The sequence below is a fragment of the Paenarthrobacter sp. TAF1 genome, assembly GCF_052113825.1.
In the GTDB taxonomy this organism is placed as follows: Bacteria; Actinomycetota; Actinomycetes; order Actinomycetales; family Micrococcaceae; genus Arthrobacter; species Arthrobacter nicotinovorans.
This window is the reverse complement of the sequence record NZ_JBFRDO010000008.1, coordinates 107,079-131,649: the sequence shown is the minus strand read 5'-3', so window position 1 is coordinate 131,649 and position 24,571 is coordinate 107,079. Positions and strand designations below refer to the sequence as shown.

Here is a 24,571-nt window from a genome sequence, read left to right as displayed (position 1 = left end):
CGCCGCGCGGGCGCGAGACTGTGGGCATGCGCATTGACATCCTGCACGGTGACATCACAACGCGTTCAGTGGACGCAATCGTCAATGCAGCCAATTCGTCGCTGCTCGGTGGAGGGGGAGTGGATGGGGCCATTCACCGGGCCGCCGGTCCTGACCTTCTTGATGCGTGCCGGGGGCTGAGGCACGCGGAATTGCCCGGCGGGCTGCCGGTTGGCGCGGCTGTCGCGACTCCCGGCTTCCGGCTTCCGGCACGTTGGGTCATTCACACGGTGGGCCCCAACCGGCATGCCGGAGAAACTGATCCGGCATTGCTTGGATCCTGCTTCCGCGAAAGCCTGAAGGTGGCGGCCGGACTTGGTGCCCGGTCCGTCGCCTTCCCTGCGATCAGCGCCGGAATCTATGGATGGGACGCCCGTCAGGTTGCCGAGGTGGCGTTCGACGCCGTCGGGTCGTTTGCGTCGTCGCCAGCGGAACGCGATACGGCTGCTGGTCCGCTGGAGTTGGTGGAGTTCGTGTTGTTCTCCGAGGACACGACGGCGGTCTTCCGGTCCGTATTCGACGCCTGACGCCGGCCACCTTGGGTTGCTTTAAGAGGGGTGGGCTTCGCTGAGTTCCAGCTGGCTCCGGTATTCCACGGGCTGCTTGGTGATGGGGTCCACGAAGGTGATGCCGCGTGCCAGGAGTTGGAGCGGCTTGCTGTAGTCGTCCGGGGCTTTGTCCAGCAGGTCCGGATAGAAGGCGTCATTAACGATGCCCAGTCCGAGCGAAGCCATGTGTACCCGCAATTGGTGTGTCTTGCCGGTGTGCGGCTCCAGCCGGTACAGCGCGTGCTGCCGGGGGCCGGCGTCGAACGTCCTTACCTGCTCTATGCGCGTTTCCGCGTTCGGTTCGCCGTCGATGACTTCGGCCAGCAGGTAGCTGCGGGACTTGGTCATGCGGTTGCGGACGGTGGCGGGAAATTCGACGGCGGGAAAACCTGCGGCAGGTGTCGCGGCGGACACGCACTCGTATTCCTTCCGGACCTGGCGCTTCTCGAAGAGGACCTGGTACTTGCCGCGCGTCTCTGGGTTGGTGGAGAGCAGGAGCAGGCCGGCAGTCATGCGATCCAGCCGGTGCATGGGGATGAGGTCCGGGAGATCCAGCAGGTTCCGCAGCCGGACCAGGGCGGATTCCTGGATGTAGGTTCCGCCGGGGGTGGTGGGGAGGAAGTGCGGTTTGTCCACCACGAGGATGTGCTCGTCCTGGTGGAGAATGTTGATCTCCACGGGCAGCCGGGTTTCCGGGGGCAGGGTGCGGTAGTACCAGATGAAGGTGTGGTCCTCCAGCTTGGTGCTGCGGGTCAGCGGTACGCCGCCTTCGCCCACGATTTCGCCGGCATCGAACCGGTCCTCGATGCCCTGGGGGTCGATGTGTCCCCAGCGGTGCATCATGTAGTCCATCGCGGTGACCCAGGGCCCCTCGTCCGGGAGGCGGAGGCGGGTCGCGTTCACGCCGTCGCGCACGGGGAGGGGGGATTGCATCACCGGTCAATTCTACTTTGCCTGCGTTGTGAGGCCTGCTTTGCGTCCAATTCGTGGCTGAAAGCGCGCAGAGGAGGCCCCACAACAGATGCCGCTTCCGAACATAAAAAAGTTCTTGACAATAAAAGTTGTCGGACGCCATGCTGTAAGCATGTTGGACATCGAAGTGATTGAGGACCCGGCGGCGGCGGAAGCTTCGCTGGACCCCATTCGGACGCGGATCCTCCAGGAGCTCGTCGAGCCGGCGTCGGCCACGCAACTGGCTGCCAAAGTCGGGCTGCCCCGCCAAAAGGTGAACTACCACCTCAAAGCCCTGGAGCGCCACGGCTTGGTGGAACTGGTCGAGGAGCGGCGCAAAGGCAACGTCACGGAACGGGTCCTGCGCGCAACGGCGGCCTCCTACCTGATCTCGCCCGTTGCCCTGGCTTCCGTCGCACCGGACCCGCGGCGGTTCTCCGACCGCTTCTCGGCGTTCTGGCTGTTGGCGCTCGCCTCCCGCACCGTCCAGGAGATGGGCAAGCTCATCTCCGGTGCGGCCCTGGCAAGGAAGAAGCTGGCCAGCTTCGCCATCGACGGCGAAATCACTTTCCGCTCCGCCGCTGAACGCGCGGCGTTCGCGGAAGAACTTGGGGTGGCGGTGACGCGCCTCGTGGACAAGTACCACGACGGCGGTGCTGCCGCGGTGGCGGGCGGCGGGCGCAAGCACCGGCTCGTCGTCGTCCTCCACCCCGCACTGAAGACCCCCTCGCAAACGGAAAAACCGGCAGATAAGGACCAAAGCAATGACTGACAACCGTAAATTCGAAATCGTGGCGGACACCGAGCTGCCCGGCACGCCCGAACGCGTCTGGAACGCCGTCACTGCCGACACAGCGGCCTGGATGTTCCCCACGGACCAGTGGCCCGCGGAGAAAACGGTGGAGGAGTACCCCACTCATTTGGTGTCGCGGATGGAGGGCCCCGACGGCTGGTTCAACCAGTTGGAACACGTCCTGGAGCCGTTGGAAGGTGGCCGCGCCAAGCTGCACTACGTCCACAGCGGGATTTTCGCCGACAACTGGGATGAGCAGTACGACGGCGCCAGCAAGCACACCCGCTTCTACCTGCACACCCTGGGCCAGTACCTGCAGTACTTCGACGGCAAGCCGGTGACGTTCACGGACATCCAGGCGCCGGCGGCGTCGCAGGTGCCGGATGGTTTCGTGCAATTGAAGAAGGCCCTGGGAGTCGACGGCACCGCTGCCGGGACTGCTGTTGACCTGGAGCTCGACGGCGTTGGGCGGCTGAGCGGCGAGGTGGACTTCTCTGATGAGAACTTCCTCGGCCTGCGGACGGCGGATGCCATGTACCGGTTCTTCGGCCGCAACGTTTTCGGGGCCCCGGTGGGGATGACCGTGCACGATTTCAGTGGTTCCGGAGATGCGGAGCTGACCGCGAAAACCTGGGGCGCCTTCCTGGAGAAAGTGTACGCGTAGGGTTCCCCTGTCCGGGGATTAGGGGGCCCAGGCGCGGGCCACCGATTCCAGGGCGGCTTCGTAAATGCCGGCCCAGTCGGTTTCCGGCGCATTCATCCGGGCCAGTTCCAGGCCCACCAGGCCGTGGACCTGGCCCCAGATAGCCATCGCCACCACCGTAGGGTCTCCGGCCCGGAGCCTTCCCGCTTCCTGTGCGGAGGTGACCGCCTCCACCAGGGGAAGCATCGAGTCGGAGGCGACTTCCGGCGTCGGAGTGCATTCAACGTACGCCGCCAGCGCGCCGCCGAACATCAGCCGATACAGCGCCGGGTGGTCCAGGGCCCAGGTCCGGTAAGCCCGGCCAAGGTCCAGCAGGCCGCCCGGAGCCGCCTGGCGCTGGGATTCGCCAAAGGAGCGGAAGCCGTCGTCGATGGCGGCCTGCAGCAACTGGGCCTTGCCGCCGAAAAGCGAGTAGATGGCCGAGGTTGACGTTTCCGCTGCCGTGGCGACGTCGCGCAGGGTGACGCGGGCGGGGCCCTCGCGGTCGACGAGTTCGGCCGTGACGGCCAGGAGTCTTTGCTGGACCAGATGGTCATGAACGATGGGTCTTGCCATGCCTTCCATTGTTTCATAACATCGTTTCATAACGTTGTTATGAAACCGGACCTGAGAGTCCACAAAGCGAAGGAATGTCATGGCACAAAAAGTCTTTCCCGGCCGCTTCACCGCGGACATCGGCCGCAGCGACGTCACGGTCTTCCTCATCGGCATGCGGGCCAACAAGTGGTGGAAGATGGGCCAGGTAGCCAAGGTTGCCTCGGCCATGCCCGCCATGATGCAACACCTCGCCACCAACCCCGACGCCGGCCTGCTCGGGAGCGAACAGTGGTTTGGGCGCACCACCATCATCCTGAGCTACTGGGAAAGCCCGGAACACCTACGGCGGTTCGCGGCGGACCGGGACTCGCCCCACCTTGGGCCCTGGCGGAAGTTCATGAAGGAGATCGCGGGCAGCGGCGACGTTGGCGTTTGGCACGAGACGTACCAGGTTCCCGCGTCCGGCATCGAAGTGGTGTACAACGGCATGCCGCTGTTCGGCCTGGCCAAGGCGACAACGCAGGTTCCCATCGGCCCCGGCACGAACACGGCCAAGCAGCGGATGGGTTCAGCCAAGCTCGCGGGGCACTAGGCGACCGCGACGGCGGTGGCCGGTCCGGTCTTGAGGGTGCGGCGGAGCTGGGGTGTTGCGTCGAGCCTGTCCTGGGCGGCGCGGAGCGCACCGACGGCAATCTCCAACTGAGCCGGGGGCAAGGTGTAGGGCACGCGCAGGTAGTGCTCGAACGCGCCTCCCACGCCGAAGCGCGGACCGGCGGCCAGGCGCACGCCGAAGTCAGGTGCCAATACCGTCAGGGCGGTGCTGCATGGACTCGGCAGCCGGCACCAAACAGTCAATCCACCCTTGGGCGTTTCCACCTCCCACTCGGGCAACTGCTGCCCCAGGAGTCGCAACAGTGATTCCCGGTTATGGCGCAGCTCCTCGAGGCGTGCGTCCAGGGGATCGGAGAACGACCTGATCAGGCGCGCCGCTGCCAGTTGCTCAACCACGGGGCCACCCAGATCCATGACGGTACGGGTCGCTATGAATCGGGCAACGAGGTCCTCGTCCGCCCGGATCCAGCCGGTCCGCAGGCCCGCCCAATGGGACTTGCTGAGCGAGCCGATGGAAACCACGGCGGTACTGAAGGCGTACATCGGAGCTGTGCGGACGCCGTCGAGGTTCAACCCGCGAAGCGTCTCATCAACAACCAGCACCGTCCCCGCGGACGCGGCCGCGCGGGCCAGTCGCCGGCGCTGCAGATCGGACATGATGCGCCCGGTCGGGTTGTGGAAGTCCGGAACGAGGTAGGCCATCGCGGGCCGCTGGTGGTTCATCATGGCCACCATGGCGTCGATGTCCCACGCCGGAGAGGTTCCCGCAGGCAAGGCGACCGGGAGGATCCGGCATCCTGCGGCACGGATGGCATCCAGTGCGTTGGGGTAGCTGGGGTGTTCCACCATGACCCGGTCCTGCTTGCCCGCCAGGGTGCGCAGCACGATGTTCAGCGCATGCTGCGCCCCGGAAGTGACAAGGATCTGGTCAGGGGTGGTGGGCACGCCTTCTGCCGAGTATTTGTCCGCGATCGCCTCGCGAAGGGCCGCTACGCCCACGGCGTCGTAACCGAAGCCCGGCAGGAGCGCCGGCAGCTCGGTGAGTGCCTCCGCGAAGGACCGGTGCACTGCTTCACCCGCCGCGGGCAAGGAGGCGTAGGCCAAGTCGAGGATACCCTCCGGTGCGGCCAGGCCAGGCATGCTCGCCGGCGTCGAGCGGAAGGGGATGCAGGTCCGCCCGCGGCTGCCCTGCCCGGCCGTGAGGAATCCTTGTTCCCGGAGGCTCGCGTACGCGGCCGTCACGGTGGTGCGGCTGACGCCCAGCGACTGGGCCAGCGCCCGCTCGCTGGGCAGCGCGACGTCCAGCGGGATGCGACCGTCCATCACGAGTAAACGCACGACGTCGGCGAGCTCGCGGTAGGCGGGCAGGACGCCGGCGTTCCACTGCCCCAGGAGGCGGAGGAGGGCGGTGGGATTCAGTGAGGGAGCCATAAGACCAGTATTCCAAACTGGCTATGGAATACAAGGCCAGTTTTCTTGGAGGATGGAGAACATGATGACCCGCAGAATCACTCAACTCCTGATCGGCCTGGCAATGTACGGCATTTCCCTGGCCATGTTCATCCGGGCCGGCCTTGGGCTGGACCCTTGGGATGTGTTCCACCAAGGCCTCTCCCAGAAGACCGGCTTCAGCATCGGCGTAGTGGTCATCGCGGTCAGCTTCCTGGTTCTCCTGCTCTGGATCCCGCTCCGGCAGATGCCCGGCATCGGTACCATCGCCAACGCGGTCCTGGTGGGCCTCTTCGCAGACCTTGGACTCTGGCTTATCCCGTCGTTCTCGCACCTCGGCGGGCAGATCGCCATGCTGGCCGGCGCCGTGATACTCAACGGCATCGCCTCCGCCTGCTACATCGGAGCCCGCTTGGGCCCCGGCGCGCGTGATGGGCTCATGACGGGCCTTGTCCGGCGCACCGGGTGGTCCGTGCGACTGGTCCGCACCGGCATCGAAGTAGTGGTCCTGGCTGTGGGGTTCCTGCTGGGCGGCTCCGTGGGAGTGGGCACCGTGGTCTACGCCCTGGCCATCGGTCCGATCGTGCAGGTCCTGCTGCCGAAGTTCATGGTCCCGGAGCGGCCAAAGGCAACGGCCCCCACGGAAGCCGTGGAGGCCGCAGCCGCTGCGTGAGCCTAGTCCTTGATGGCACCCATCGAGAGGCCGGACTGCCAGTAGCGCTGAAGGCTGAGGAACGCGACGATCAGCGGAATGATCATGAGCAGCGAGCCGGTAATCACCAGATTCTGGATCAACTCGCCGTTTCCAGCGGTGGAGCCGAGCTTGTTCCACTGGTTGATTCCGATCGTGAGCGGATACCACGCCGGGTCCTTCAGCATGATCAGCGGCAGGAAATAGTTGTTCCAGATGGACACGAAGGAAAACAGCAGCACCGTAACTGTGGCGGGGGCCAGCAGGGGGAAGGCGATCCGCAGGAAGATGCGAAATTCTCCGGCACCATCAATACGGGCGGCCTCGATCAACCCGGTGGGCACTGCCTGGTCCGAAAACACCCACATCAGGTAAAGACCAAACGGGTTGATGAAGGACGGAATGAGGATGGCCCACGGTGTATTCGTGATCCCAAGCTGGGCGAAGAGCAGGAACTGGGGGATGGCCAGGGCGATGCCGGGAACCGAAATCGACCCCAGTACGACGAGCAAAAAGACACGCCTGCCAATGAAATCGTGTTTAGCGAGCGCATAGCCGCCCAACGCTGCCAGGAATGTGGACACCACGGCACCAACCACCACGTACAGGACGGTGTTGAGGAGCCAGCGCGAGAAGATTCCGTCCTGGAACGTGAAAACCTGGACTACGTTGTCCCACAACGCGAAGCGGCCACCGAAGCCAAGCCCGAAAGAGGACACGAAGTCCTGTTGCGACTTGGTGGCGTTGATGACCAACCAGGCCATGGGCACAATGCAGTACAACGCGAACAGCCCGGTCACGAGGGTCAGCGTGAGGCTCTTTCTCGGGTTCGCCAACGTGTACAGCCTGCGCGGGCGTTGCAGGGATGGCCTTGGGGACGGCATGGTGGTGGCTCTTGCGGATGTGGCGGGGCTACTTGTTGAAGGCATTCTTCATTCCCTTGATTTGAACTGCGTAGGCGATGGCGATGGTGAAGACGGCCATGACCAGGGCAAGTGCCGCCGCGTATCCCTGCTGGGCACCAGTGAAAGCAAGGCTGTAGGCGTACATGTTCGGTGTGTAGTAGGACGTGATGCCGCTGTTGGAAACCAGAGTGGTGAGAATGTTGGGTTCATTGAACAGCTGGAAGGTACCGATAATCGAGAAGATGATCGTGACGATGAGAGAGCTCCGCAATGCAGGTAGCTTGATGTGCCTGACTATCTGGAACTCCGAGGCTCCGTCGATTGCTGCGGCTTCGTAGAGCTCACGGGGCACGGCCCGGAGGGCCGCATAGAAGATCAGCATGTTGTAACCCGTAAAGCCCCAGGTGACCATGACGCCGATGGAAACCATGGTCGTCTCAGGTGCGAATGGATTGAAATCGGTGCCTGCTGCCTTGTTGAGGCTTCCAATGAGTCCGTACCGGATGCCAAGCATGAATCCCCACATCAGGGTGGAAACGATCGCGGGAATGGCGTAGGGAAGGAACACAATGATGCGGAAGAACCTTGAACCGTGAAGCCGCAGGGAATCGATCGCCAGTGCCAGGGCAATGGCGCTGAACAGCATGATGGGGACTTGGATTGCGGTGAAGAGCACCACCCGGATCACGCCGTCGTAGAACTGGCTGTCCTGGAAGAGCTTGATGTAGTTGTCGAACCAAATAAAGACCTTCCCACCGATCAGCTTGTTCTGGAAAAGGCTGATGTAGGCCGAATAGCCAATGGGGACAATGAAGACGAAGAGGAACAACACGCTGAAAGGCGCAATGAATGCCAGTCCAATGTTCCTGCGTTTTGGTTTTCGGAGAGTTTGGTGATCGGCTACCACGTCTGAAACCGATGTGTCTTGGGTGAGCAGCTGTCGGCTCATGGAGGCCCTGCTTTCATGTTTCATCTGGTGTAACGGGATAGGTCCGGTGCCGCGGGAGCATGCATGCCCCCGCGGCGCCGGAGACCACTAACGGACCGAGAATCCTTGTTCGTTGCCGTAGGCGATGCTGCGTTGCTTCCAGGTCTCCAGGACTTCTGCCAGAGTTCCTTGCCTGCTGTCATAGAGGGGAGCGGATACGTCCTCGTAGCTGGTGCGTGCCCAGCCGAAGAATGGTGGGTACTGCCAGCCAGTGGCCACGTTCTTGGACGCATCAGCAAGGACCTGGTTGTACTTCTGGTCGCCGAAGAACGGGTTGGTGGTGCTCAGGAACTTCTCGTTGTTGAGGTTCGAGAGATTCGGGACAAAGGCGCCTGCATCAATTCGGGACTGGAGGCCGTCACCATGCGTGAAGTACTTGAGGAAGGCGTACGCAGCTGCCTTGTTTTGGGCGGCCGCCGGGATAGCCATGGCGCTGCCGCCATTTTCGGCACCGGACGTTTGCCCGGCCTCCCACTGGGGAAGCGGTGCCACTCGGAAGTTACCGGCCGCATTCGGTGCCCGTTCAGGAAGAGTTGATGTGAACCAGCCACCGATGAGCTGCGTGGCCAGGGTTCCCTCGTTCAGTCCGCGGTTCCAATCGTCGGACCAGTTGGTGATCTTCGTGTTGACGAGGTCTTCGTCCAGGAGTTTCTGCCAGAAAGCTACGGCACGGCTGCTGCCAGGGTCTTTGAAATCAATCGTGACGTTCGTTCCGTCAACCTTGAACGGTCGGCCGCCGCCCTCCCACATCAGCGACATAAGTACGAAGATGTCTGCAGAATCATTGGTGATGTAGTGGTCACCGCCCAGTGCGCGCACCTTCTTGGCTGCCTGATAGAACTCGTCCCACGTTGCCGGAGGCGCGGTGACTCCGGCCTGGGCAAGCACCGACTGGTTGTAGAACATCGCTGCGGGACCATAGTCGGATGGCAAGCCGTACGGCTTGCCATCGATCGTGACGTTGCCCCAGGCTGCCTCAACGTAATCAGAGGCAAGGTCCTTGGCCCCAAACTCCGACAGGTCAGTGAGTTTTCCCGGAATCGCGAACAGCGGGAGGGAGAAGTATTCGAACATTGCGATGTCCGGTACCCCGGATCCTGCCTGGATGGCATTGTCCAGGGCGGTGTACTCATCGGTCGACGAGCCTGCGTTCACCACATTGACCGTGATGTTCGGGTGGAGCTTTTCGAATCCTGCGACAGCTTCCTTGACCGTTCCATCCCAGCTCCACACCGTGAGCGTGATCGGCTTGTCAGTGGGAACCTCGGTGTTGGTCGAAGTACTTCCTCCTCCGTTTGAGCAGCCGGCAAGGGCCACGACTGATGCAGCGATCGCTGCCGCAGCCCTAAGACGTTTCTTCGGCATTGCATACTCCTTCGTATCGATGTTCTGCGACCAGGAATCGCCAGCGCAGTCATGGTCGCCCATGTACAACGTTGTACCTGGAGTGCAAAAGGAGGCAGGGCGGGCGACTTGTGGGCAGTTTTCCGCCACCTCTGGCTGCTTCGGGGCAGCACGTCTGATTTCGCAGGGAGATCACTGGGTGGGTACAACGTTGAACCTCATGCTAGGGCCGTCCGTGATGGACCGTCAAGGAAAAGCCGGAAAGTGCTTCAGAGCTATGATCTAGGCAGTGCCCCAGTCGGAGATCCTGCGGGGTGGGAAGGACGCGGATGAATGTGAATCCGACGATTCATGACGTTGCGCGCGCGGCAGGAGTCTCCATCAAGACGGTCTCCAACGTCCTCAACGACAACCCGAAAGTCGGCCCCGAAACCAGGCTCCGGGTCAGACGACTTGTCGACGAGATGGGATACCGGCCCAACCTGTCGGCCCGCGGACTCCGTTCCGGTAAGACGGGTGTCATCGGTCTCGCGGTTCCTTCCCTTCGCGAGACGTACTTTGCGGAACTGGCCGATTCGGTAATCCGCGCCGCTGCCAAACGCGGCCTGCGTGTAGTCATTGAGCAAACCAACGGAAACCGTGACCTGGAAATCGCAACGCTCTCAGGCGGCCAGATGCGGTTCATCGACGGGTTGCTTTTCAGTCCCGCTGCAATCGGTCAGCAGGACGTTGATGTTCTCGCTACGAATGACCCCTTGGTTCTCCTTGGTGAACGGATCTTCGGGGGTCCCACCGATCACGTGACAATGCACAACACCTCCTCAGCAAGGGCAGCCGTCGAGCATCTGCTCGGTATTGGCAGGACCCGGATTGCGCTTGTCGGGGCGCCTGAACAGCCGGCCGATGAAGCGAGCTCGGCGAACCTGCGCGAGCGTGGCTACCGTCAGGCGCTGGAGCACGCCGGTATCGGTGTGGATCCCCGGCTTGTGGTCCGGGGCGGTACCTGGCTTCGGGAAACAGGTGTGGCCGCCATTCGGCGGCTCCGCGAAGGCAATGTGGATTTCGACGCCGTGTTTGCCCTCAACGACACCCTCGCACTGGGTGTGCTGCGCGCCCTTGCCCAGGACGGCTTGCGGGTTCCCGACGACGTTGCCGTCATTGGGTTCGACAACCTCGATGAAGGCCGTTTTTCGCTCCCGTCCCTGACCAGCGTTGATCCCGGCAGGGACGAGATCGCCGATACCGCCGTTGCCCTGCTCGTCAACCGGATCCAGGAAAAAGACACTAAGGCGGCGCCTAAAACCGTGAAATCCGGATTCAGAATCGTCGAACGGGAGTCCACGGGTTTTGCGGACGGGGATGGCTGGCCAACCCCAGGCGTATGAGGGCAGACCTCCCGCCTAGCGGCACGCCCCCAAGTCCTCGCCGTAGCGCAACCAGTCCGGCAGGTCCCGGGCCAGCGCCTCACGGATGGTGGGCGATCCTGCGCTCCTCCAGTCGACGTCGTCGTTAATCTCGATCTCGTACTTCTTCCACTCGAACCAGTTGATCATTTTCAACTGCGGATACTTTTGGTGGGTTTCGGCGGAGAAGACCTGGCGCCACCATGCCTGCTTGACGTCCACCTCGGAGGCCCCGCTGCGGGCAGGAGTGAAGATCGCTGCGGTCTCCGGGATGGCCACAGGGCGGTTATGGTCCACACCGTATACCTGGTAGAAATCCGGCACGGCACTGTCGTTACCTGCTGTGCCGCTGTACGTGCCCGTGAGCATGGCCAGGAACTTGCCCGGTTCGGCAATGTCGTTGTTGCCCCAAGGCCGCTGGTTGCCCCAGTGGTAGAGCGAAACGCCCACCCAATCCACGGCGTCATCCCCCGGATAGTAGGGAGCGTAGGTGTCATCGGACATCGTGAGCGTGCCATCGTGGTCGGTGTCCAGCGCGGCAAAGTCCGGGGTGCCCGGACGGGCCGCGAACTGGCCACCCGTGAACGGATAGCCTCCGCCGTAGTTGGGCGCCCACATCATGGAGGTGCCGGGGGCTTGGGAATGAATGGCTGCCGCCACCTTCCGGAACACCTCCACGTAGTGGATCGGCTGCTGGCCCCACGAGTACCAGGAGCCGTTCATCTCATGCGCAAAACGCACGACGACGGGCGTCCCCTGATCGTTGATGGCCCGCAAGTCTGTGGCCAATTTCGCGATCACCTCATCGCTCATGGTCGCCAGGCCGCCGTGCGGCTCAAGGGTCAGGAGCAGCGCACCGCCTGTTGCCCGGACCTGGGTGACGGCGTTCGTGGTGTGGGACCACGTCTCGTCGTCGTAGGGGATGTCCGAGAACTGGACCACCACCGCGGGATCATGGCCGAGGTTTGCGCGGTGTTCGGCCAAGGTCTCTGAATCCCAATCCAGGTTGACCCCAAGAAGCACGCCATCTTTGGGAATGATGGATGCCGCATCCGCGGCCCTGCACAAGGACAACGCCTGGACGATGGGGACCACTTCCCTGGAAGCGAACCCCAAACCGGTGGCGGCCAGTGCTGTTACCACGACGGGAACAAGAAGGCTTGCACGCCTCCGTTTGCGGTCAGGATGGCCAGTGAAGGAAGGCGGAGCCGGCTTCTGGCGCGGCGGCCGTGGCGGAGACACTAATGTCCGGGCCATGTCAGCCCCAACCAAGAGTGCGTGGACGTCGGGTGAACACGTTGAGCCAGGCGAACCTGGACGTCAGGCGGCGTGCACGCACGAGTGTCCGACCACCGTCTACGGCTTCCTCGCGTGTCTCGTAGACACGGGCGACCTGCCCCAGATGGGCCTGGAGGCGGGTGGTTTCGAGCGCCAGGGAGTTACCGAAAAGGCGAAGATCTCCTCCGCGGGCGCGCAGGAAGTGCAGCACCTCCAGAAGACCGACGACGCCGGACGCGCCGATGGTGGTCACTGCGGTTACGTCGAGCAGGACCAGCACGGGCCCGTCGGTTGCTGCCTTGGCTGAGTCCTGCCGGATGGCCTGAACGGTTGCCGCGTTCAAAGCGCCGGTGAGGGTCAGGTCGACGTGCGCCAGTGATGTGGGGATGATGTTGTGGACACGGGAAAGTGTGGACATGGTGGTCGCTCCTGGCTGGGGGTTGGAACGGCGGTCGTGGGGAAAGGTAGCCGGTCAGCTCTCACTGTGCGGCGTTGTGATGTGCGGTGCTCAGGTGTGTGGCCCTGCGCTGTGCGGGGCTCCAGCGGAATCCGGCCCGAGGACCTCAACGAGTTCCCTGGGGACGGGCATGGGATCCTTCAGGTCATCTCCGGGACCCCGGTACCTTGCGGCGCCGATCACCACACTTAAAAGGGCCAGGTCCAAGGCCACCCAGGCAAGGGTGATGAGGGTGGGGTACAGGGGAGCTTCGCCGGTCGCTGCCCTGGCTATCCCTATGCCCGAACACAAAACCAGGACGGCCATGGCCCCGATCTGGAGCCGGACGTGCTGGAAACCGCGCCCAGTGGCCTGTTTGCTTTTGGCAGTGACCGAGAACGCCAGGTGTTTGCCCAGAAAGACGGCTGCCGCGCCGGAACACGTCGCCGCGATCCACGTGGGGAAAAGAGCAAAGGACCACTGCTGGCCGCGCCAGAGACCCTTGGCTCCGTTGCCCGCCACCTGGAAGAGCAGCTGGCAGGAAATGAAGAACGGCAGGAACAAACAGAAGAAGACCACGGGGCTGGCCGTGAGGGGGTAGGTTCCCGCGACCAGGAAAACCACCGGCGCCGCAATGTAGCTCAAGGCGGCGAAGCCGTTGAGGTAACTGGTCATGGTGCCCAGGTACATGAGGCGCTGTGCCAACGTCAGGCCGCGAAGGAACAGCGGATTGTCTTTGAAAAACACCTGCATGGTGCCGGCTGCCCAGCGGTGGCGCTGCGACAACATGGTGGACACGTCCTCCGGGGCCAGCCCGTGCACCAGCACTTCATGGTGGTAGACGCTTCCCCATCCCATGGCGTGAAGGTGCATGGCGGTTGCCATGTCTTCGGTGATGGTGGTGGTGTCCATCGGGTGGATGGCAAGTGCCTGGTCCGTGTGCGCCACATCCACCGATTCCAGCACCGCGTCAAGTTCAGGCACCACATCGTCCATGGCATCGGGGTTCCCCAACGCCGCAGCATGGAAGGAGACGCGGAGTTCGAAGGTGATTTCCGCCAGGACATCGCCCCTGCGGACCTGATGTTCCGCGCGGGTGATCGCCTCCAGCGCCTGCTCAACCACCGGCATGGCCGCCGGATGCCGCCTGCCCAGCTCGCCAAGGAGATCCTGCAACCGGGTGCGACCCCTGCGCAGGGCGCTCCATGTGTGTTCGGTGGCGGTCCGGGTGTAACGCGTCAGGCCCAGGGCCATGAGGGCTTCCCTGCGCAGGACAGCATTGGAACCGCAGAAGAACGCCGCATCCCACCCGTCCTTGCCCTGCTGGATAGGTCCGTAGAACAGCTCCGCCTGGCTGCCCAGGGGATCACGGTCCGGAACATTCCAAAAGTGCTGCGGCGTCTGGACGAACGCCACCTCTCCGGCATCAAAGTAGCCAAGGACACGGTCCAGGAACCGGGGTTCCGGGACTTGGTCCGCGTCCAGAATGGCCACGAATTCACCGGTGGTCATGGAGAGGGCATTATTGACGTTGCCTGCCTTGGCGAACCGCTGCCGGCCATCCCATTCGGGGCCCCGCCTGATGTATCCGACGCCGATCTGCCGGGCTGCCGTGGCGAAGTCACTGCGGTCGCCATCGTCCAGGATCCACGTTTCGTGCGGATATTCCATGTCCCTGGCCGCGATGGCCGTCCTGAGGACGAGGTCGAGCGGCTCGTTGTAGGTGGCGATGAAAACGTCCACGGTCCTGCCCGGCAGGGCAGGAGGGGGAGGCGGCCGCCGTCGTGCATTCCACATGGTGGCCGCGTACAACGCCGATTCGCCCAGGCTGTACGTTTCCGCCGCAACGAGGGGCAGGGAAATCCACCATGCGTCCCACGCAACGGTGCCCGACCAGCGCCAACTGATGTAGATCAATCCAAAGGAAACCACCAGGACGGCAAGGATCCTTACCAAAATCTGCTTACGAATGCCCATTTTTAGCCTCCGGGTAACTGCTGGGGAAAAGGCAAAGGCACGTCAGTCTGTCCGGACGCCGCTAGGCGAAAGTTGGGAAGACACGGCTGACGCGCCTGGAGCATGCATCGTCGATGCTCAGAGGAAGGAAATACGTTGCGAACGGAATTTACCTGTCCTTATCCCACTCTCGCCCGCTCACATTTCGTCGCCGTTACGGACTTGATAAGTAATTTCGCGCGGAATATTTCCTCGCAGTGACGTTTTGCGTGTCGCTACAAAAAGCCTTGCGTGCGTGGCGAAAAGGCGGTCAGAGTGGCAACCATGAAGCGAAGACTCATGCCTTTGGTGATGGTCATCGTCGGACTGGCCGTCTCAGCGACACTCATCGCTCCTGAACCGCCGGCGCTGGCAGCGGCCGGCATGCCGGCCCCCGGGGCGTTGGTGTGGAGCGATGAATTCAACGGACCCGCCGGAACAGCGCCCGACTCCGCCAAATGGGTCCACGACACCGGGGGATCGGGGTGGGGTAATGGCGAACTTCAGTACTACACCGCCAGCACGCGGAACGCCGCCGCCGACGGGCAGGGCAACCTTGCCATCACCGCGCGGCGGGAAAACCCGGCCGGTTATCAGTGCCATTACGGGGCATGTCAGTACACCTCCGCGCGCCTCTTGACGGCGGGGAAGTTCAGCCGTACCCAGGGCCGGTTCGAAGCCCGGCTCAAACTGCCCAAAGGAGAAGGAATGTGGCCCGCGTTCTGGATGTTGGGCGAGAACGTTTTCACTGATGGCTGGCCCAACAGCGGCGAGCTCGACGTCATGGAAAACGTCGGCAAGGAACCCGGGACAACGTGGGGAAGCATCCACGGTCCCGGGTATTCAGGTGCAAACGCCGCCAACGCCAGCTATACCTTGCCGCACGGTGCCGCGTTGGGGGACGCTTTCCACACGTTCACCGTGGATTGGGCGGCGGATTCAATCACTTGGTACATCGACGGGGTCCCGTACTCACACAAGACCAAGGCCAACACACCCGGGCCATGGGTATTCGACCACAACTTTTTCCTGCTGCTGAACCTGGCCGTGGGTGGTTATTGGCCCGGAGCGCCGGATTCAGGCACCACTTTTCCGCAGGCGCTCCTGGTCGACTACGTCCGTGTGTACGAGCTCGCTGCGGCTCCGTCAGCGGCTCCCGCCAGTGCCAGGATCCAGGGCTACGCGGGCAAATGCATCGATGTTGCCGGACGCCAGGCCACCGACGGTGCCCAGCTGCAACTGTGGGACTGTGAGGCGGCTGCCTCCGAACAATGGACGTTCGCTCCCAACGGCACGGTGCAGTCGTTGGGCAAATGCATGGACGTGGCCTGGGGTTCCACCAGTAACGGCGCCCGCGTCCAGCTGGCCACGTGCAACGGAAACGCCGCGCAGCAGTTCGTGCTGAACTCTGCCGGAGATCTGGTAAACCCCCAGGCGAACAAATGCGTGGACGTAGCCGACTGGTCGTGGTCGAATGGTTCACGCCTGCAGTTATGGGATTGCGCCGGGTCCGCCAACCAGAAATGGTGGCGGACGGTGTAGAAAACGTCCGACGGCGACGCGCAGCCAGCGCGGATCCGACGACTATTGCTGGGGCGGCTGGGGAGCTTCCTGGAGTAGTCGGCGCGGTTTGCATGGGGCGCGGCGCCGTCGCGGCGGTTGCCGCTGTGCCCGGCCGGGACGAATCCGACGTCTCCGGCCGGGCCACGGTTTCACGGCCAGGTGTCCGGGAAGTGGGCTGGCAAGAGCCGGTCTCCAGGGACTTGGTCTCCAGGGATCCGGGGCTTCTAGGGAGCGGGTTGGCAGCGCGGGCAGAAGTAGATGTCGCGTTCTTCGGTTCCGTCCGGTCCTGCCAGCAGGCCACGGCGGATCGTGGCGCCGCATCGCCTGCAGGGTTGGCGTTCCCGGCCGTAAACCCAGTAACCGGGACGCAGGGCTCGTGGGCCCAAAGTGGTCCGGCGGCCAGGTCCAAGGTTTTCGCCCAGGAGGCGTTTGGCGTCGGTGACGGTCTTGGCCAGATCCGGGACTTCTCCGACAGGCAGGGCCGGGTGGATGCCCGAAAGGTAGCATGCCTCGCAGCGGTAAATGTTGCCGATCCCTGCCAGTTTCCGTTGGTCCAACAAGGCGAAGCCGACCGTAACGTCCGGCTCGGCCTTCAGCCTGCGCAGGGCTTCTTCCTCGTCCCAGTCCGGCCCCAGGAGGTCGGGTCCGAGGTGTCCCACGATCTTGTCTTCCTCGGCGGTGGGCACGACTTCCAGGATGCCCAGGGAGAACCCGACCGCGTCGGCAGTTGCCGTGCGAAGGACGCAACGTGCCGTGTGGCCCGGCTTGGTCCATCGACCACCCGCCGGGTAAATCATCCAGTTACCCTCCATTTTGAGGTGGGAGTGGATGGTCAGTGCCCGGGGTTTCCTGCTGGCACCGGGCTCGTCGTCAACGGGGCCGGTCAAGCGCATGAGCAGGTGCTTGCCCCTGGGGACCACTTCGGTCATGGTCCAGCCAGTCAGGTTGAGGGTGGCGAAACGGGGCACGCGGAAGTCGGAAGCTGTGATGACTTTGCCCGCCAAGGCCTCGTTGAGCCGGTTGGCGGCCCGCCAAATGGAATCGCCTTCAGGCACGGATCCGTAGTCCCTTCGGAGTGGAGTAGGCCCCGGCGGACGCCAAAGCAGCGGCAATCGGGGTGTCCAGGAGGTCGTGGCCGTTGACTTTCTCCATGAAGAGCTTGTCTACGGCTCCGCGACGCACCACATCAACCAGCGCCTGGGCGGCAACAGCCAACACGGGCTCTTCCTGGTTGAAGGTGAGCAGCGTCTTGCCGCCGCGTTCGACGTAAAGGACCAGGGCGCCGTCGACCATGACCACCAGCGCCCCCGCCTTGCGTCCGGGCCGGTGGCCGGACCCGGCGTCGACGGACAGGGCCGGCCAAGGGAGCGCTGCACCGTACGGGTTCGCGGGATCGGTTGCGGCCAGTGCAAGGGCAACGGGCTCCGCCTTGGAGATGCGGGCGTCTTCGGTGAATGACCGCAGCCGGTCCACCGTCGCGGGGACGGCGAACTGGGCCGCTCCGAGGTGCTCGATGAAGTAACCGCGGCGGCACCGCCCGGCTTCTTCGAGCCGTGCAAGGACTTTATACATGAGGCCGAAGCCGCCGATGATGTTCTCCGCCATGACCGAACCGCGGGTCACCACACCGTACCTGTCCAGCAGCAGCTCAGCGGTGCCCCGGGCATGGATGGTGGGGTCCAGTTCGGGCGCAGGCAACGCCGACCACCGGCCCACAGCCGAGGGTGGCGCCGGTGCAACGCCGCCGCTAACCGAGCCGTAGCGTCCGCCGGTGAGACCGGGCGAGCCCAGCAGTCCGGTCCCGTGCGAGCGGCCAAGCCTGCTCATCCGCGGAGTCCTCGCCCTGGGGGCCTTGGCAACTTGCCGGTGGGCTGTCTTGCCGCCGGAGATCATGGCCCGCACGGGGGCGAAGGTATCGCCGGTGACGCGGCCGGCCCACACCAGGTCCCACAGGGCCGTCACGACGGCGTCGTCGCTGAGTACTGCGTCCATGCCGCCTGCCACTTCGGTAAGTTGCCGGAAGAAGTAGCCGCCTCCGGCGCTGAAGTGTTCCAGGAGCCGCTGCTGTGCGTCGCCCGGTTCAAAGTCAGGTGCGGGGTTGAGGGTCAGTTCTGCGGAATCGGCCACGTGCAGGCTGATCCAGCCGTCGTTTCCTGGCAGCGACCCGGCCCCGGACCAGAGGAGTTCCCCGGCCGCCATCAGTTCATCGAGCATGGCCGGTTTGTAGTCAGCCACGCGGCTCGCCAGCACCAGCGGTTCCCAGGCGGACGCGGGAATGGGTACTCCGGAGAGCTGGTCCACGGCCGTGATGATGCCGTCGAGTCCGCGGAGCGCCTGGCTGCGGGACTTTCCGGGGGTGGTCACGTTCTGCCATGCAGGAAGGAACCGTCCGTAGGCTGCTGTGTCCACGGGTTCCACTTCGGCGCGCAGCGCGGCGAGGGAACGACGCCGGAGCTTCCTGAGGACCTCGGCATCGCACCACTCGCTGGAGGGCGGTGCATCAAGGGTCATCAGTTCCGGTTCAACGGCTTCGGTGGGCTGCTCCGCCACAGCGTGCGGCCGGAACTCGCCTTCCACCACGCGGCCATCCCCGGCCAGGCGTTTCAGGGCGGTATTGACGACAGCGACGCCCAGCCCCAGCCTCGACGCTGCCTCCGCGGCAGTGAAGGGCCCATGGGTGCGGGCGTAGCGGGAAACGAGATCGCCCAGGGGATCGCTGACCGGTTCGATGAAGGCCAGCGGAACGCCCATGGGCAGCGGGACACCGATGGCGTCGCGGAGCCGGGCCGCGTCCTCTACCGCAGCAAAGCGTTCGACGCCGCCGATTGTCACCTTGAGTGCACGGTTGGCTTTCTGCAGCGCAGCAAGGTGGGATTCGGCGTCGGACACTGTGCCGTGGGGAGCGGCCGGAGGTGTTTCCTCAACGTGGTCCGGATCATCGGGGTCCAGCGGGTGGTCCAGCGTGGCCGGTTGCAGGGCAGCCTCCGGCTGTTCCATCCCTTGCAGCCGCTCGGCCACCTCGTCAACGCTGAGTGGGCCGAGGAGTCGCAGCAGGTCGGCGACTCCTTCCATCCCACGGACCCGGCGGTCCGGTGCAAGCCGTTGCAGCTCCATTTCGGTTGCGTCGATGACCGCGGCATCCAGGAGTTCGCGCAGTTCCACGCGGCCCAGGAGTTCGTTGAGCAGCGTCGAGTCCAGTGCCAGGGCGGCAGCCCGCCGCTCTGCCAAGGGGGAGTCGCCCTCGTAGAGGAACTGGGCTACGTATCCGAACAGGAGTGACTTTGCGAAAGGCGAGGGCTGCTGGGTGGTGGTTTCCACGATCCGTAGTTCGCGGCGCTCCACGGATGCTGCGATGTCTTTCAGCGCGGGCAGATCGTAAACATCCTGCAGGCATTCCCGCACCGTTTCGAGCACGATGGGGAAAGCGGGGTACTTCCGGGCGACATCCAGCAACTGGGCCGAGCGCTGCCGTTGCTGCCACAGGGGTTGACGCTTTGCGGGATTCTGCCGGGGGAGGAGCAGGGCCCTGGCGGCGCACTCGCGGAATCGTGAGGCGAACAGTGCGCTGCCACCGACCTCTGCCGTGACAATCTGTTCAAGTTCTTCGGGGTCGAAGAGGAACAGCTCAGCTCCGGGTGGTTCGTCCTCCATCAAGGGCACGCGGAGGACAATCCCGTCGTCAGCGGCCATGGCCGAGCCATCCAGGCCGTAGCGTTGCTGCAGGCGTTGTCCGACGGCGAGGGCCCACGGGGCGTGGACCGGCATGCCGAAGGGACTGTGCAGGACCACCCGCCAGTCTCCGAGTTCATCGTGGAAACGCTCCACCACCAGGGTCCGGTCACTGGGAACGATTTCCGTGGCTTCCTTTTGTTCCCGGAGGTATTGCAGCAGGTTGCTGGCGGCAAAGGCATCCAGGCCGCTGGCTTGGCAGCGTTCCATGGCGGGGGCATCATCGGCAGCTGAGAGTTCCCGGATGAAGGCGCCCAGTGCTTTGCCCAAATCAACAGGACGGCCCAGGGAATCACCCTTCCAGAAAGGAAGCTTCCCGGGCTGGCCGAAAGCGGGGGAGACCAGCACGCGATCGTGGGTGATGTCCTCGATCTTCCAACTGGTGGCACCGAGGGCGAAAACGTCGCCTACCCGGGACTCGTACACCATCTCTTCGTCAAGCTCGCCGACGCGGCGTCCGCCCTTCGCTGCGCGGGCAGAGGCCGTGGGTTCACTGCCGTCCGCACTGGCCGGGGAGGACGAGCCCTCAACTTCTGTGCCGATGATGTAGACGCCAAAGAGGCCACGGTCCGGGATGGTACCGCCGGAGGTTACCGCCAGGCGTTGGGCGCCGGGCCGGCCTTCGATGGTTCCTGCGTGCCGATCCCAGATGATGCGTGGCCGGAGCTCAGCAAATTCGTCCGAGGGGTAGCGGCCTGCCAACAGGTCCAAGGTGGCCTCGAACGCTGAGCGTGGAAGGCTGGCGAACGGCGCCGAACGACGCACCGTGCTGAACCACTCTTCGACGTCGATGCTTCCCAACGCCGTGGCTGCGACCGTCTGCTGGGCCAGGATGTCCAAAGGATTGGTAGGTATGCTCAGCCGCTCGATCTGGCCACTGAGCATCCGCTCGACGGTGACGCTGGTGTGCAGGAGGTCAGCCCGGTGCTTGGGGAACAACACGCCTTCGGAGATCTCGCCCACCTGGTGGCCGGCACGTCCCACGCGCTGCAGTCCGCTGGCCACCGACGGCGGCGATTCCACCTGGATCACGAGGTCCACGGCACCCATGTCGATGCCCAGTTCCAAGGAGGACGTGGCAACGACGCAACGCAGCCTGCCCGACTTGAGGTCGTCCTCGATCATGGCGCGCTGGTCCTTGGAAACCGAGCCGTGGTGGGCGCGGGCGAGGACAGGATCCGCGCCGGTGGTACTGCCTGCCTGGGCCATCATGTGCGCGGGGGTTGACGTGGAGGCGGGAACGGCCGGGTTGGGCTCGCCCGCGTTGGACTCGGGGGCCGCCCATTCCCCGCCTCCCACTGCCATCAACTGGCGTTCGGCATAGATCTCATTCAAGCGGGCCGTCAGGCGCTCCGAAAGGCGTCGGGAGTTTGCAAAGACAATGGTGGATTGCTTGGACAGGACCAGATCCACGATCTGTTCCTCCACATGCGGCCAGATCGACGCCTGCGGTTGCAGCCCTGACGCAGGGCCGGAATCGAACGCTCCGGCAGCACCCTGCAGGTCCGACATGTCCTCCACAGGCACAGTGACCGTGAGGTTCCAGTTCTTCTTTGACGGCGGAGCGACAATCTCGACGGGAGCCTGGCCGGCCAGGAACTGGGCCACCAACTCGCGGGGCTGGACCGTGGCAGAGAGCCCGATGCGCTGCGCGGGTTTGGGAAGCAACGCATCCAAGCGCTCAAGGGAGACAGCCAGGTGTGCCCCACGCTTGGTACCCGCAACGGCGTGCACTTCGTCAATGATGATGGTGTCCACTTCGCTGAGCGTCTCCCGGGCACGGGACGTCAGCATAAGGAACAGGGATTCCGGGGTGGTGATGAGGATGTCCGGAGGGTTGGTCAGCAGCGTGCGGCGATCCGCCGCCGTCGTATCTCCGGAGCGAACGCCCACCGTCACCAATGGTGCCGGCAATCCCAAGCGCTTGGCGGTCTGCGTGATGCCGATCAGCGGTGACCGGAGGTTTCGTTCGACATCGACACCCAGCGCCTTGAGCGGTGAGATATAGAGGACGCGGGTTTTGGTTTTCGGACGCTTGGCCCGCCCCTTGCCGTTCGCGGGCATGCTCTCCAGCCCGGGCAGCGTGTCAGTGGGGGTGGCGTGCAGTCTGTCCAGGGCCCACAGGAAGGCGGCGAGAGTTTTACCGGATCCGGTGGGCGCTACGACCAAGGCATGGGAACCCGAAGAGATGGCATTCCAGGCGCCGTCCTGCGCAGGCGTGGGCTCGGAAAAAGCGCCGAGGAACCATTCCCTGGTTGCCTGGCTGAAACGGCTGATGGCGCCAACGGACGTCTGCGGCTCCTGCATTCATCCATCATGCCCCACGGCTCCGACAGAATAAGCCGGAACCGTGGGGGAGCGGTCAAACAGCCTGGAAGGCAGTGACTGTCAGCAGCTTGATGCCGGCGTTGCTGCACGCATCGTGTTGTTCGGCGACAAACAGCGAGGCAGTGTCATTCGGCGGGTAGATGCGCAGCCCGGCCGCAGGAACCTTGGTGCAGTCGCCGTAGTTGCCCGCCTGCGTGTAGCGGATTTCCGCCCACGCCGACTTGCCCGGAGCCAGCTCGATCTTGGTCACCGGGGTGGTGGTTTCGCGGGTCGCAGGTTCGCCGATCGGTTCGCCATTGGCGTCTGCCGTCAGGGATACCCCGGCGAAGCCCTCAACAATGCACGGAGCCGTTCCCGAGTTGGTCAGGATCAGCTTCTCGTAGACGCTGCCGGCTGCTCCGCCGCCAGTGGCATCGGTGGCCGCAGTCAGGCTTGCGGCCTTGCACTGTCCAACGGCTGCAGGAGGCGCGGACGTGGTGGTCGGGGTGGGAGACTGCGAAGGCGTCGTGGAGGCCGTCGCGGAGGGGGAGGCCGACGTCGACGATGCCGAGGGAGTGGAAGAACTTGGCGGGGCACTGCTTGATTCCGCCGGGCTGGGGCTTGGCCCGCAAGCCGCAAGAAGCAGCAGCGAGGCGGCCGCCGTCGTCGTCACAAGACCGGTTTTGATGCGCTGAGTCCACATGGGCACCAGCCTTGCTTCGGCGGTGGCGCTAGTCAATTCAGCCACGGGTTACAGGGCAGATTGGCGCCCGGATCGTGATCTTCCGGGCGCCACCTGCACTGATTTACTTGGTGTCTGCCTTCACTGCAGCGGGCTTGGCCGAGCGGCTGCGGAAGAACGCCGCGCCACCGAGTCCGAGGCCCGCGATGCCTGCGATCAGGCCGGCCCAGCTCCGGGCCTGTGAACCGTCGTCGGTTACCGAGGACGCCTGCTCGGTGGAGACGCTGGCGGCAGCGTGGTGGTCTCCCGCAGCGTCCGCCGGGGTGATGGCGATGGCCGGAGCGGGCGACTTTAGGTCATCCTCGCTCTGGCCGTCCTTGGGAATCTCGATCCAGTCCGTTTTTCCCGTTTCGCACGTCTGGAACGTGGGGAAGTAGATGGTCTTGCCGGCAGCGTCAGGCAGCTTCACCGAGAGGACCAGGGCATCGCGCATGTGCGGATCCAGTGGCGCCTTGGCCGTGTACACGATCTGGCTGGTGCGCTTGGTGATCGATGTGCCGTCGTCCAGCTTCTTGGGCTCGGCGAGGTTTTCCGTCACCTTCTCCACGTTCCAGTTCGGGTTGACGGTGGGGGTTGCGTCGGTCAGTTCCTCGGGGAGGCTGATGGCAATCTTGGTGGTGCCGGACGTGCCGCAACCGTGGGGAACGCTGAACGTCAACAGAGCGTAGGAGTTTGCCGCGGTCTTGTTGGGGTCGACGCCGACGTGGGCCGACGCCCCTGCGATACCGGCCATCATCAGGGCAGCGGTTCCACCGGCAACGGCGGTAGCGGACAGGGTACGGCGAAGCGAGGACTTCTTCATGGGGTTGCCTTTCGGGTGCGCCAAGTGAGGGGGCGCTGGGGTACGGGTTTGGGAGCCCGTCACCGTGCAAGGCGTTTGCTGGCTTTGCAGCATTGGTGCTTTGCAGCTTGGGTGCCGGGCGGAACTAGCTAAGGACGACGACGGCGGGCGGGCCGCGGCGGCTGTCTTGCCTTAGGTTCCGCCAGGGGCGGGGGATGAAAACGTCAGGTGCGCCTACTGCGACAGGAGACGCACCGGCGTCGGGCCTGAACAGCAGCGTGGGCAGGGCAACCAGAGGTCGGAGCCACGCGGCCAGCTGCCAGAGCGCATCCTCGCCCTTGGCCAGGACGAGGGCAGACCCCAAGGTGGCCGCGACGTGCGCCATCAGCATCAGGACGCCCACGGTGGAACCAAGCTCGTGGGTATGTTCTGTCACCGTTTGCAGGGCAGGGTTCAGTGATTCGTTGCCGAGGTGGTGGGCTGTTCCTGGTGCGTCGGCAGCAACGGGCCCGAGGGCAGTGAAAGCCTCATGGAGTGCGAGTTGTCCTGCGCCAAGCAGCGCTGCCATGGTGACGGCGTTCAGCCGGAACCGGGTGGCCAGCGTGGTGGCCAGCGCCGTCAGCGCGAGCAAGGCCAGGAGCACCGGGGCCATCGGCAGCAATCCGCCGCCAATGACGTGGGCTCCGGCAGCCAAGCCAAGGATGACCAGCGCGATCGCGCCGGACCGCAAGGCGTGGAAGGGTGCCCGGGGCTGTGAAGTGCGCACGGGTCCTCCCT

21 protein-coding genes are annotated in these 24,571 nt (G+C 64.2%); 7 read left to right on the top strand and 14 right to left on the bottom strand.

What is annotated here, in order from left to right:
* The first annotated feature begins 26 nt into the window (after positions 1–26).
* Positions 27–566 carry an O-acetyl-ADP-ribose deacetylase gene (locus AB4Y81_RS12950; RefSeq protein ID WP_026267204.1) on the top strand — a complete coding sequence of 180 codons (540 nt, stop codon included), beginning with the start codon at positions 27–29 and terminating at the stop codon, positions 564–566.
* 21 nt (positions 567–587) lie between these two features.
* Here the strand turns inward: AB4Y81_RS12950 and AB4Y81_RS12945 are convergent, their stop codons facing one another.
* Positions 588–1,520, bottom strand: a complete 933-nt coding sequence (locus tag AB4Y81_RS12945; RefSeq protein WP_416429556.1) for an RluA family pseudouridine synthase — start codon at positions 1,518–1,520, stop codon at positions 588–590.
* Positions 1,521–1,671: 151 nt separating this feature from the next.
* Here AB4Y81_RS12945 and AB4Y81_RS12940 point away from each other — a divergent pair, with 151 nt between their 5' ends.
* Entirely contained in the window at positions 1,672–2,310 is a 639-nt protein-coding gene (locus AB4Y81_RS12940; RefSeq protein ID WP_055977153.1) for an ArsR/SmtB family transcription factor, read from the top strand.
* Positions 2,303–2,995 (top strand): SRPBCC family protein, encoded by a 693-nt coding sequence (locus tag AB4Y81_RS12935; protein WP_055976859.1) that lies wholly within the window; start codon positions 2,303–2,305, stop codon positions 2,993–2,995. Before AB4Y81_RS12940 ends, AB4Y81_RS12935 begins: the two co-directional genes overlap by 8 nt.
* Positions 2,996–3,013: 18 nt before the next feature.
* On the opposite strand, the gene AB4Y81_RS12930 is transcribed toward AB4Y81_RS12935, so the two are convergent.
* Positions 3,014–3,589, bottom strand: a complete 576-nt coding sequence (locus AB4Y81_RS12930) for a TetR/AcrR family transcriptional regulator (protein ID WP_231949127.1) — start codon at positions 3,587–3,589, stop codon at positions 3,014–3,016.
* A 79-nt stretch (positions 3,590–3,668) separates the two neighbouring features.
* Between AB4Y81_RS12930 and AB4Y81_RS12925 the strand changes: the two genes are divergently transcribed.
* Entirely contained in the window at positions 3,669–4,163 is a 495-nt protein-coding gene (locus tag AB4Y81_RS12925; protein ID WP_275777888.1) for a DUF4188 domain-containing protein, read from the top strand.
* Here AB4Y81_RS12925 and yczR read toward each other — a convergent pair.
* Positions 4,160–5,614 carry a MocR-like transcription factor YczR gene (yczR, locus tag AB4Y81_RS12920; protein ID WP_441996036.1) on the bottom strand — a complete coding sequence of 485 codons (1,455 nt, stop codon included), beginning with the start codon at positions 5,612–5,614 and terminating at the stop codon, positions 4,160–4,162. The two genes, AB4Y81_RS12925 and yczR, sit on opposite strands and share 4 nt — an antisense overlap.
* Before the next feature lie 61 nt (positions 5,615–5,675).
* On the opposite strand from yczR, the gene yczE reads away from it, so the two are divergent.
* Positions 5,676–6,305 (top strand): membrane protein YczE, encoded by a 630-nt coding sequence (gene yczE / locus AB4Y81_RS12915; RefSeq protein WP_026267203.1) that lies wholly within the window; start codon positions 5,676–5,678, stop codon positions 6,303–6,305.
* Positions 6,306–6,307: 2 nt separating this feature from the next.
* On the opposite strand, the gene AB4Y81_RS12910 is transcribed toward yczE, so the two are convergent.
* The 3 genes from AB4Y81_RS12910 to AB4Y81_RS12900 all read right to left on the bottom strand — a co-directional run bounded on the left by AB4Y81_RS12910 (position 6,308) and on the right by AB4Y81_RS12900 (position 9,581).
* Positions 6,308–7,252 (bottom strand): carbohydrate ABC transporter permease, encoded by a 945-nt coding sequence (locus AB4Y81_RS12910; RefSeq protein WP_079581565.1) that lies wholly within the window; start codon positions 7,250–7,252, stop codon positions 6,308–6,310.
* Complete coding sequence (locus AB4Y81_RS12905) at positions 7,236–8,177, bottom strand: carbohydrate ABC transporter permease (protein ID WP_144027627.1); 942 nt, start codon at positions 8,175–8,177, stop codon at positions 7,236–7,238. Before AB4Y81_RS12905 ends, AB4Y81_RS12910 begins: the two co-directional genes overlap by 17 nt.
* A gap of 87 nt (positions 8,178–8,264) precedes the next feature.
* On the bottom strand, positions 8,265–9,581 hold the full coding sequence (locus AB4Y81_RS12900; protein WP_018777993.1) for an ABC transporter substrate-binding protein: 1,317 nt from the start codon (positions 9,579–9,581) through the stop codon (positions 8,265–8,267).
* A 308-nt stretch (positions 9,582–9,889) separates the two neighbouring features.
* Between AB4Y81_RS12900 and AB4Y81_RS12895 the strand changes: the two genes are divergently transcribed.
* Positions 9,890–10,945, top strand: coding sequence for a LacI family DNA-binding transcriptional regulator (locus tag AB4Y81_RS12895; protein WP_018777992.1), 1,056 nt, complete (start codon positions 9,890–9,892; stop codon positions 10,943–10,945).
* A 15-nt stretch (positions 10,946–10,960) separates the two neighbouring features.
* On the opposite strand, the gene AB4Y81_RS12890 is transcribed toward AB4Y81_RS12895, so the two are convergent.
* The 3 genes from AB4Y81_RS12890 to AB4Y81_RS12880 form a co-directional block, all read right to left on the bottom strand.
* A complete protein-coding gene (locus tag AB4Y81_RS12890) occupies positions 10,961–12,220 on the bottom strand; it encodes a glycoside hydrolase family 26 protein (protein ID WP_431230129.1) in 1,260 nt (419 codons plus the stop codon).
* Between the two features lies 1 nt (position 12,221).
* Positions 12,222–12,659: an STAS domain-containing protein gene (locus tag AB4Y81_RS12885; protein ID WP_431230130.1), complete on the bottom strand. Its 438-nt coding sequence runs from the start codon at positions 12,657–12,659 to the stop codon at positions 12,222–12,224.
* 90 nt (positions 12,660–12,749) lie between these two features.
* Positions 12,750–14,654, bottom strand: coding sequence for a glycosyltransferase family 2 protein (locus AB4Y81_RS12880; RefSeq protein ID WP_110504985.1), 1,905 nt, complete (start codon positions 14,652–14,654; stop codon positions 12,750–12,752).
* 303 nt (positions 14,655–14,957) lie between these two features.
* Between AB4Y81_RS12880 and AB4Y81_RS12875 the strand changes: the two genes are divergently transcribed.
* Positions 14,958–16,214 (top strand): ricin-type beta-trefoil lectin domain protein, encoded by a 1,257-nt coding sequence (locus AB4Y81_RS12875; RefSeq protein WP_431230131.1) that lies wholly within the window; start codon positions 14,958–14,960, stop codon positions 16,212–16,214.
* Positions 16,215–16,459: 245 nt separating this feature from the next.
* Here AB4Y81_RS12875 and AB4Y81_RS12870 read toward each other — a convergent pair whose 3' ends face one another.
* From AB4Y81_RS12870 to AB4Y81_RS12850, 5 genes are all read right to left on the bottom strand, one after another.
* Positions 16,460–17,290 carry a DNA-formamidopyrimidine glycosylase family protein gene (locus tag AB4Y81_RS12870; RefSeq protein WP_416429514.1) on the bottom strand — a complete coding sequence of 277 codons (831 nt, stop codon included), beginning with the start codon at positions 17,288–17,290 and terminating at the stop codon, positions 16,460–16,462.
* Positions 17,283–22,271, bottom strand: coding sequence for an Lhr family ATP-dependent helicase (locus AB4Y81_RS12865; protein ID WP_431230132.1), 4,989 nt, complete (start codon positions 22,269–22,271; stop codon positions 17,283–17,285). The genes AB4Y81_RS12870 and AB4Y81_RS12865 overlap by 8 nt, the downstream gene beginning before the upstream one ends.
* 55 nt (positions 22,272–22,326) lie before the next feature.
* A complete protein-coding gene (locus AB4Y81_RS12860) occupies positions 22,327–22,974 on the bottom strand; it encodes a DUF4232 domain-containing protein (protein ID WP_193591151.1) in 648 nt (215 codons plus the stop codon).
* A 103-nt stretch (positions 22,975–23,077) separates the two neighbouring features.
* Positions 23,078–23,815 (bottom strand): YcnI family copper-binding membrane protein, encoded by a 738-nt coding sequence (locus tag AB4Y81_RS12855; protein ID WP_018777984.1) that lies wholly within the window; start codon positions 23,813–23,815, stop codon positions 23,078–23,080.
* Positions 23,816–23,939: 124 nt separating this feature from the next.
* Positions 23,940–24,560 (bottom strand): hypothetical protein, encoded by a 621-nt coding sequence (locus AB4Y81_RS12850; protein WP_055976844.1) that lies wholly within the window; start codon positions 24,558–24,560, stop codon positions 23,940–23,942.
* Positions 24,561–24,571: the final 11 nt, after the last annotated feature.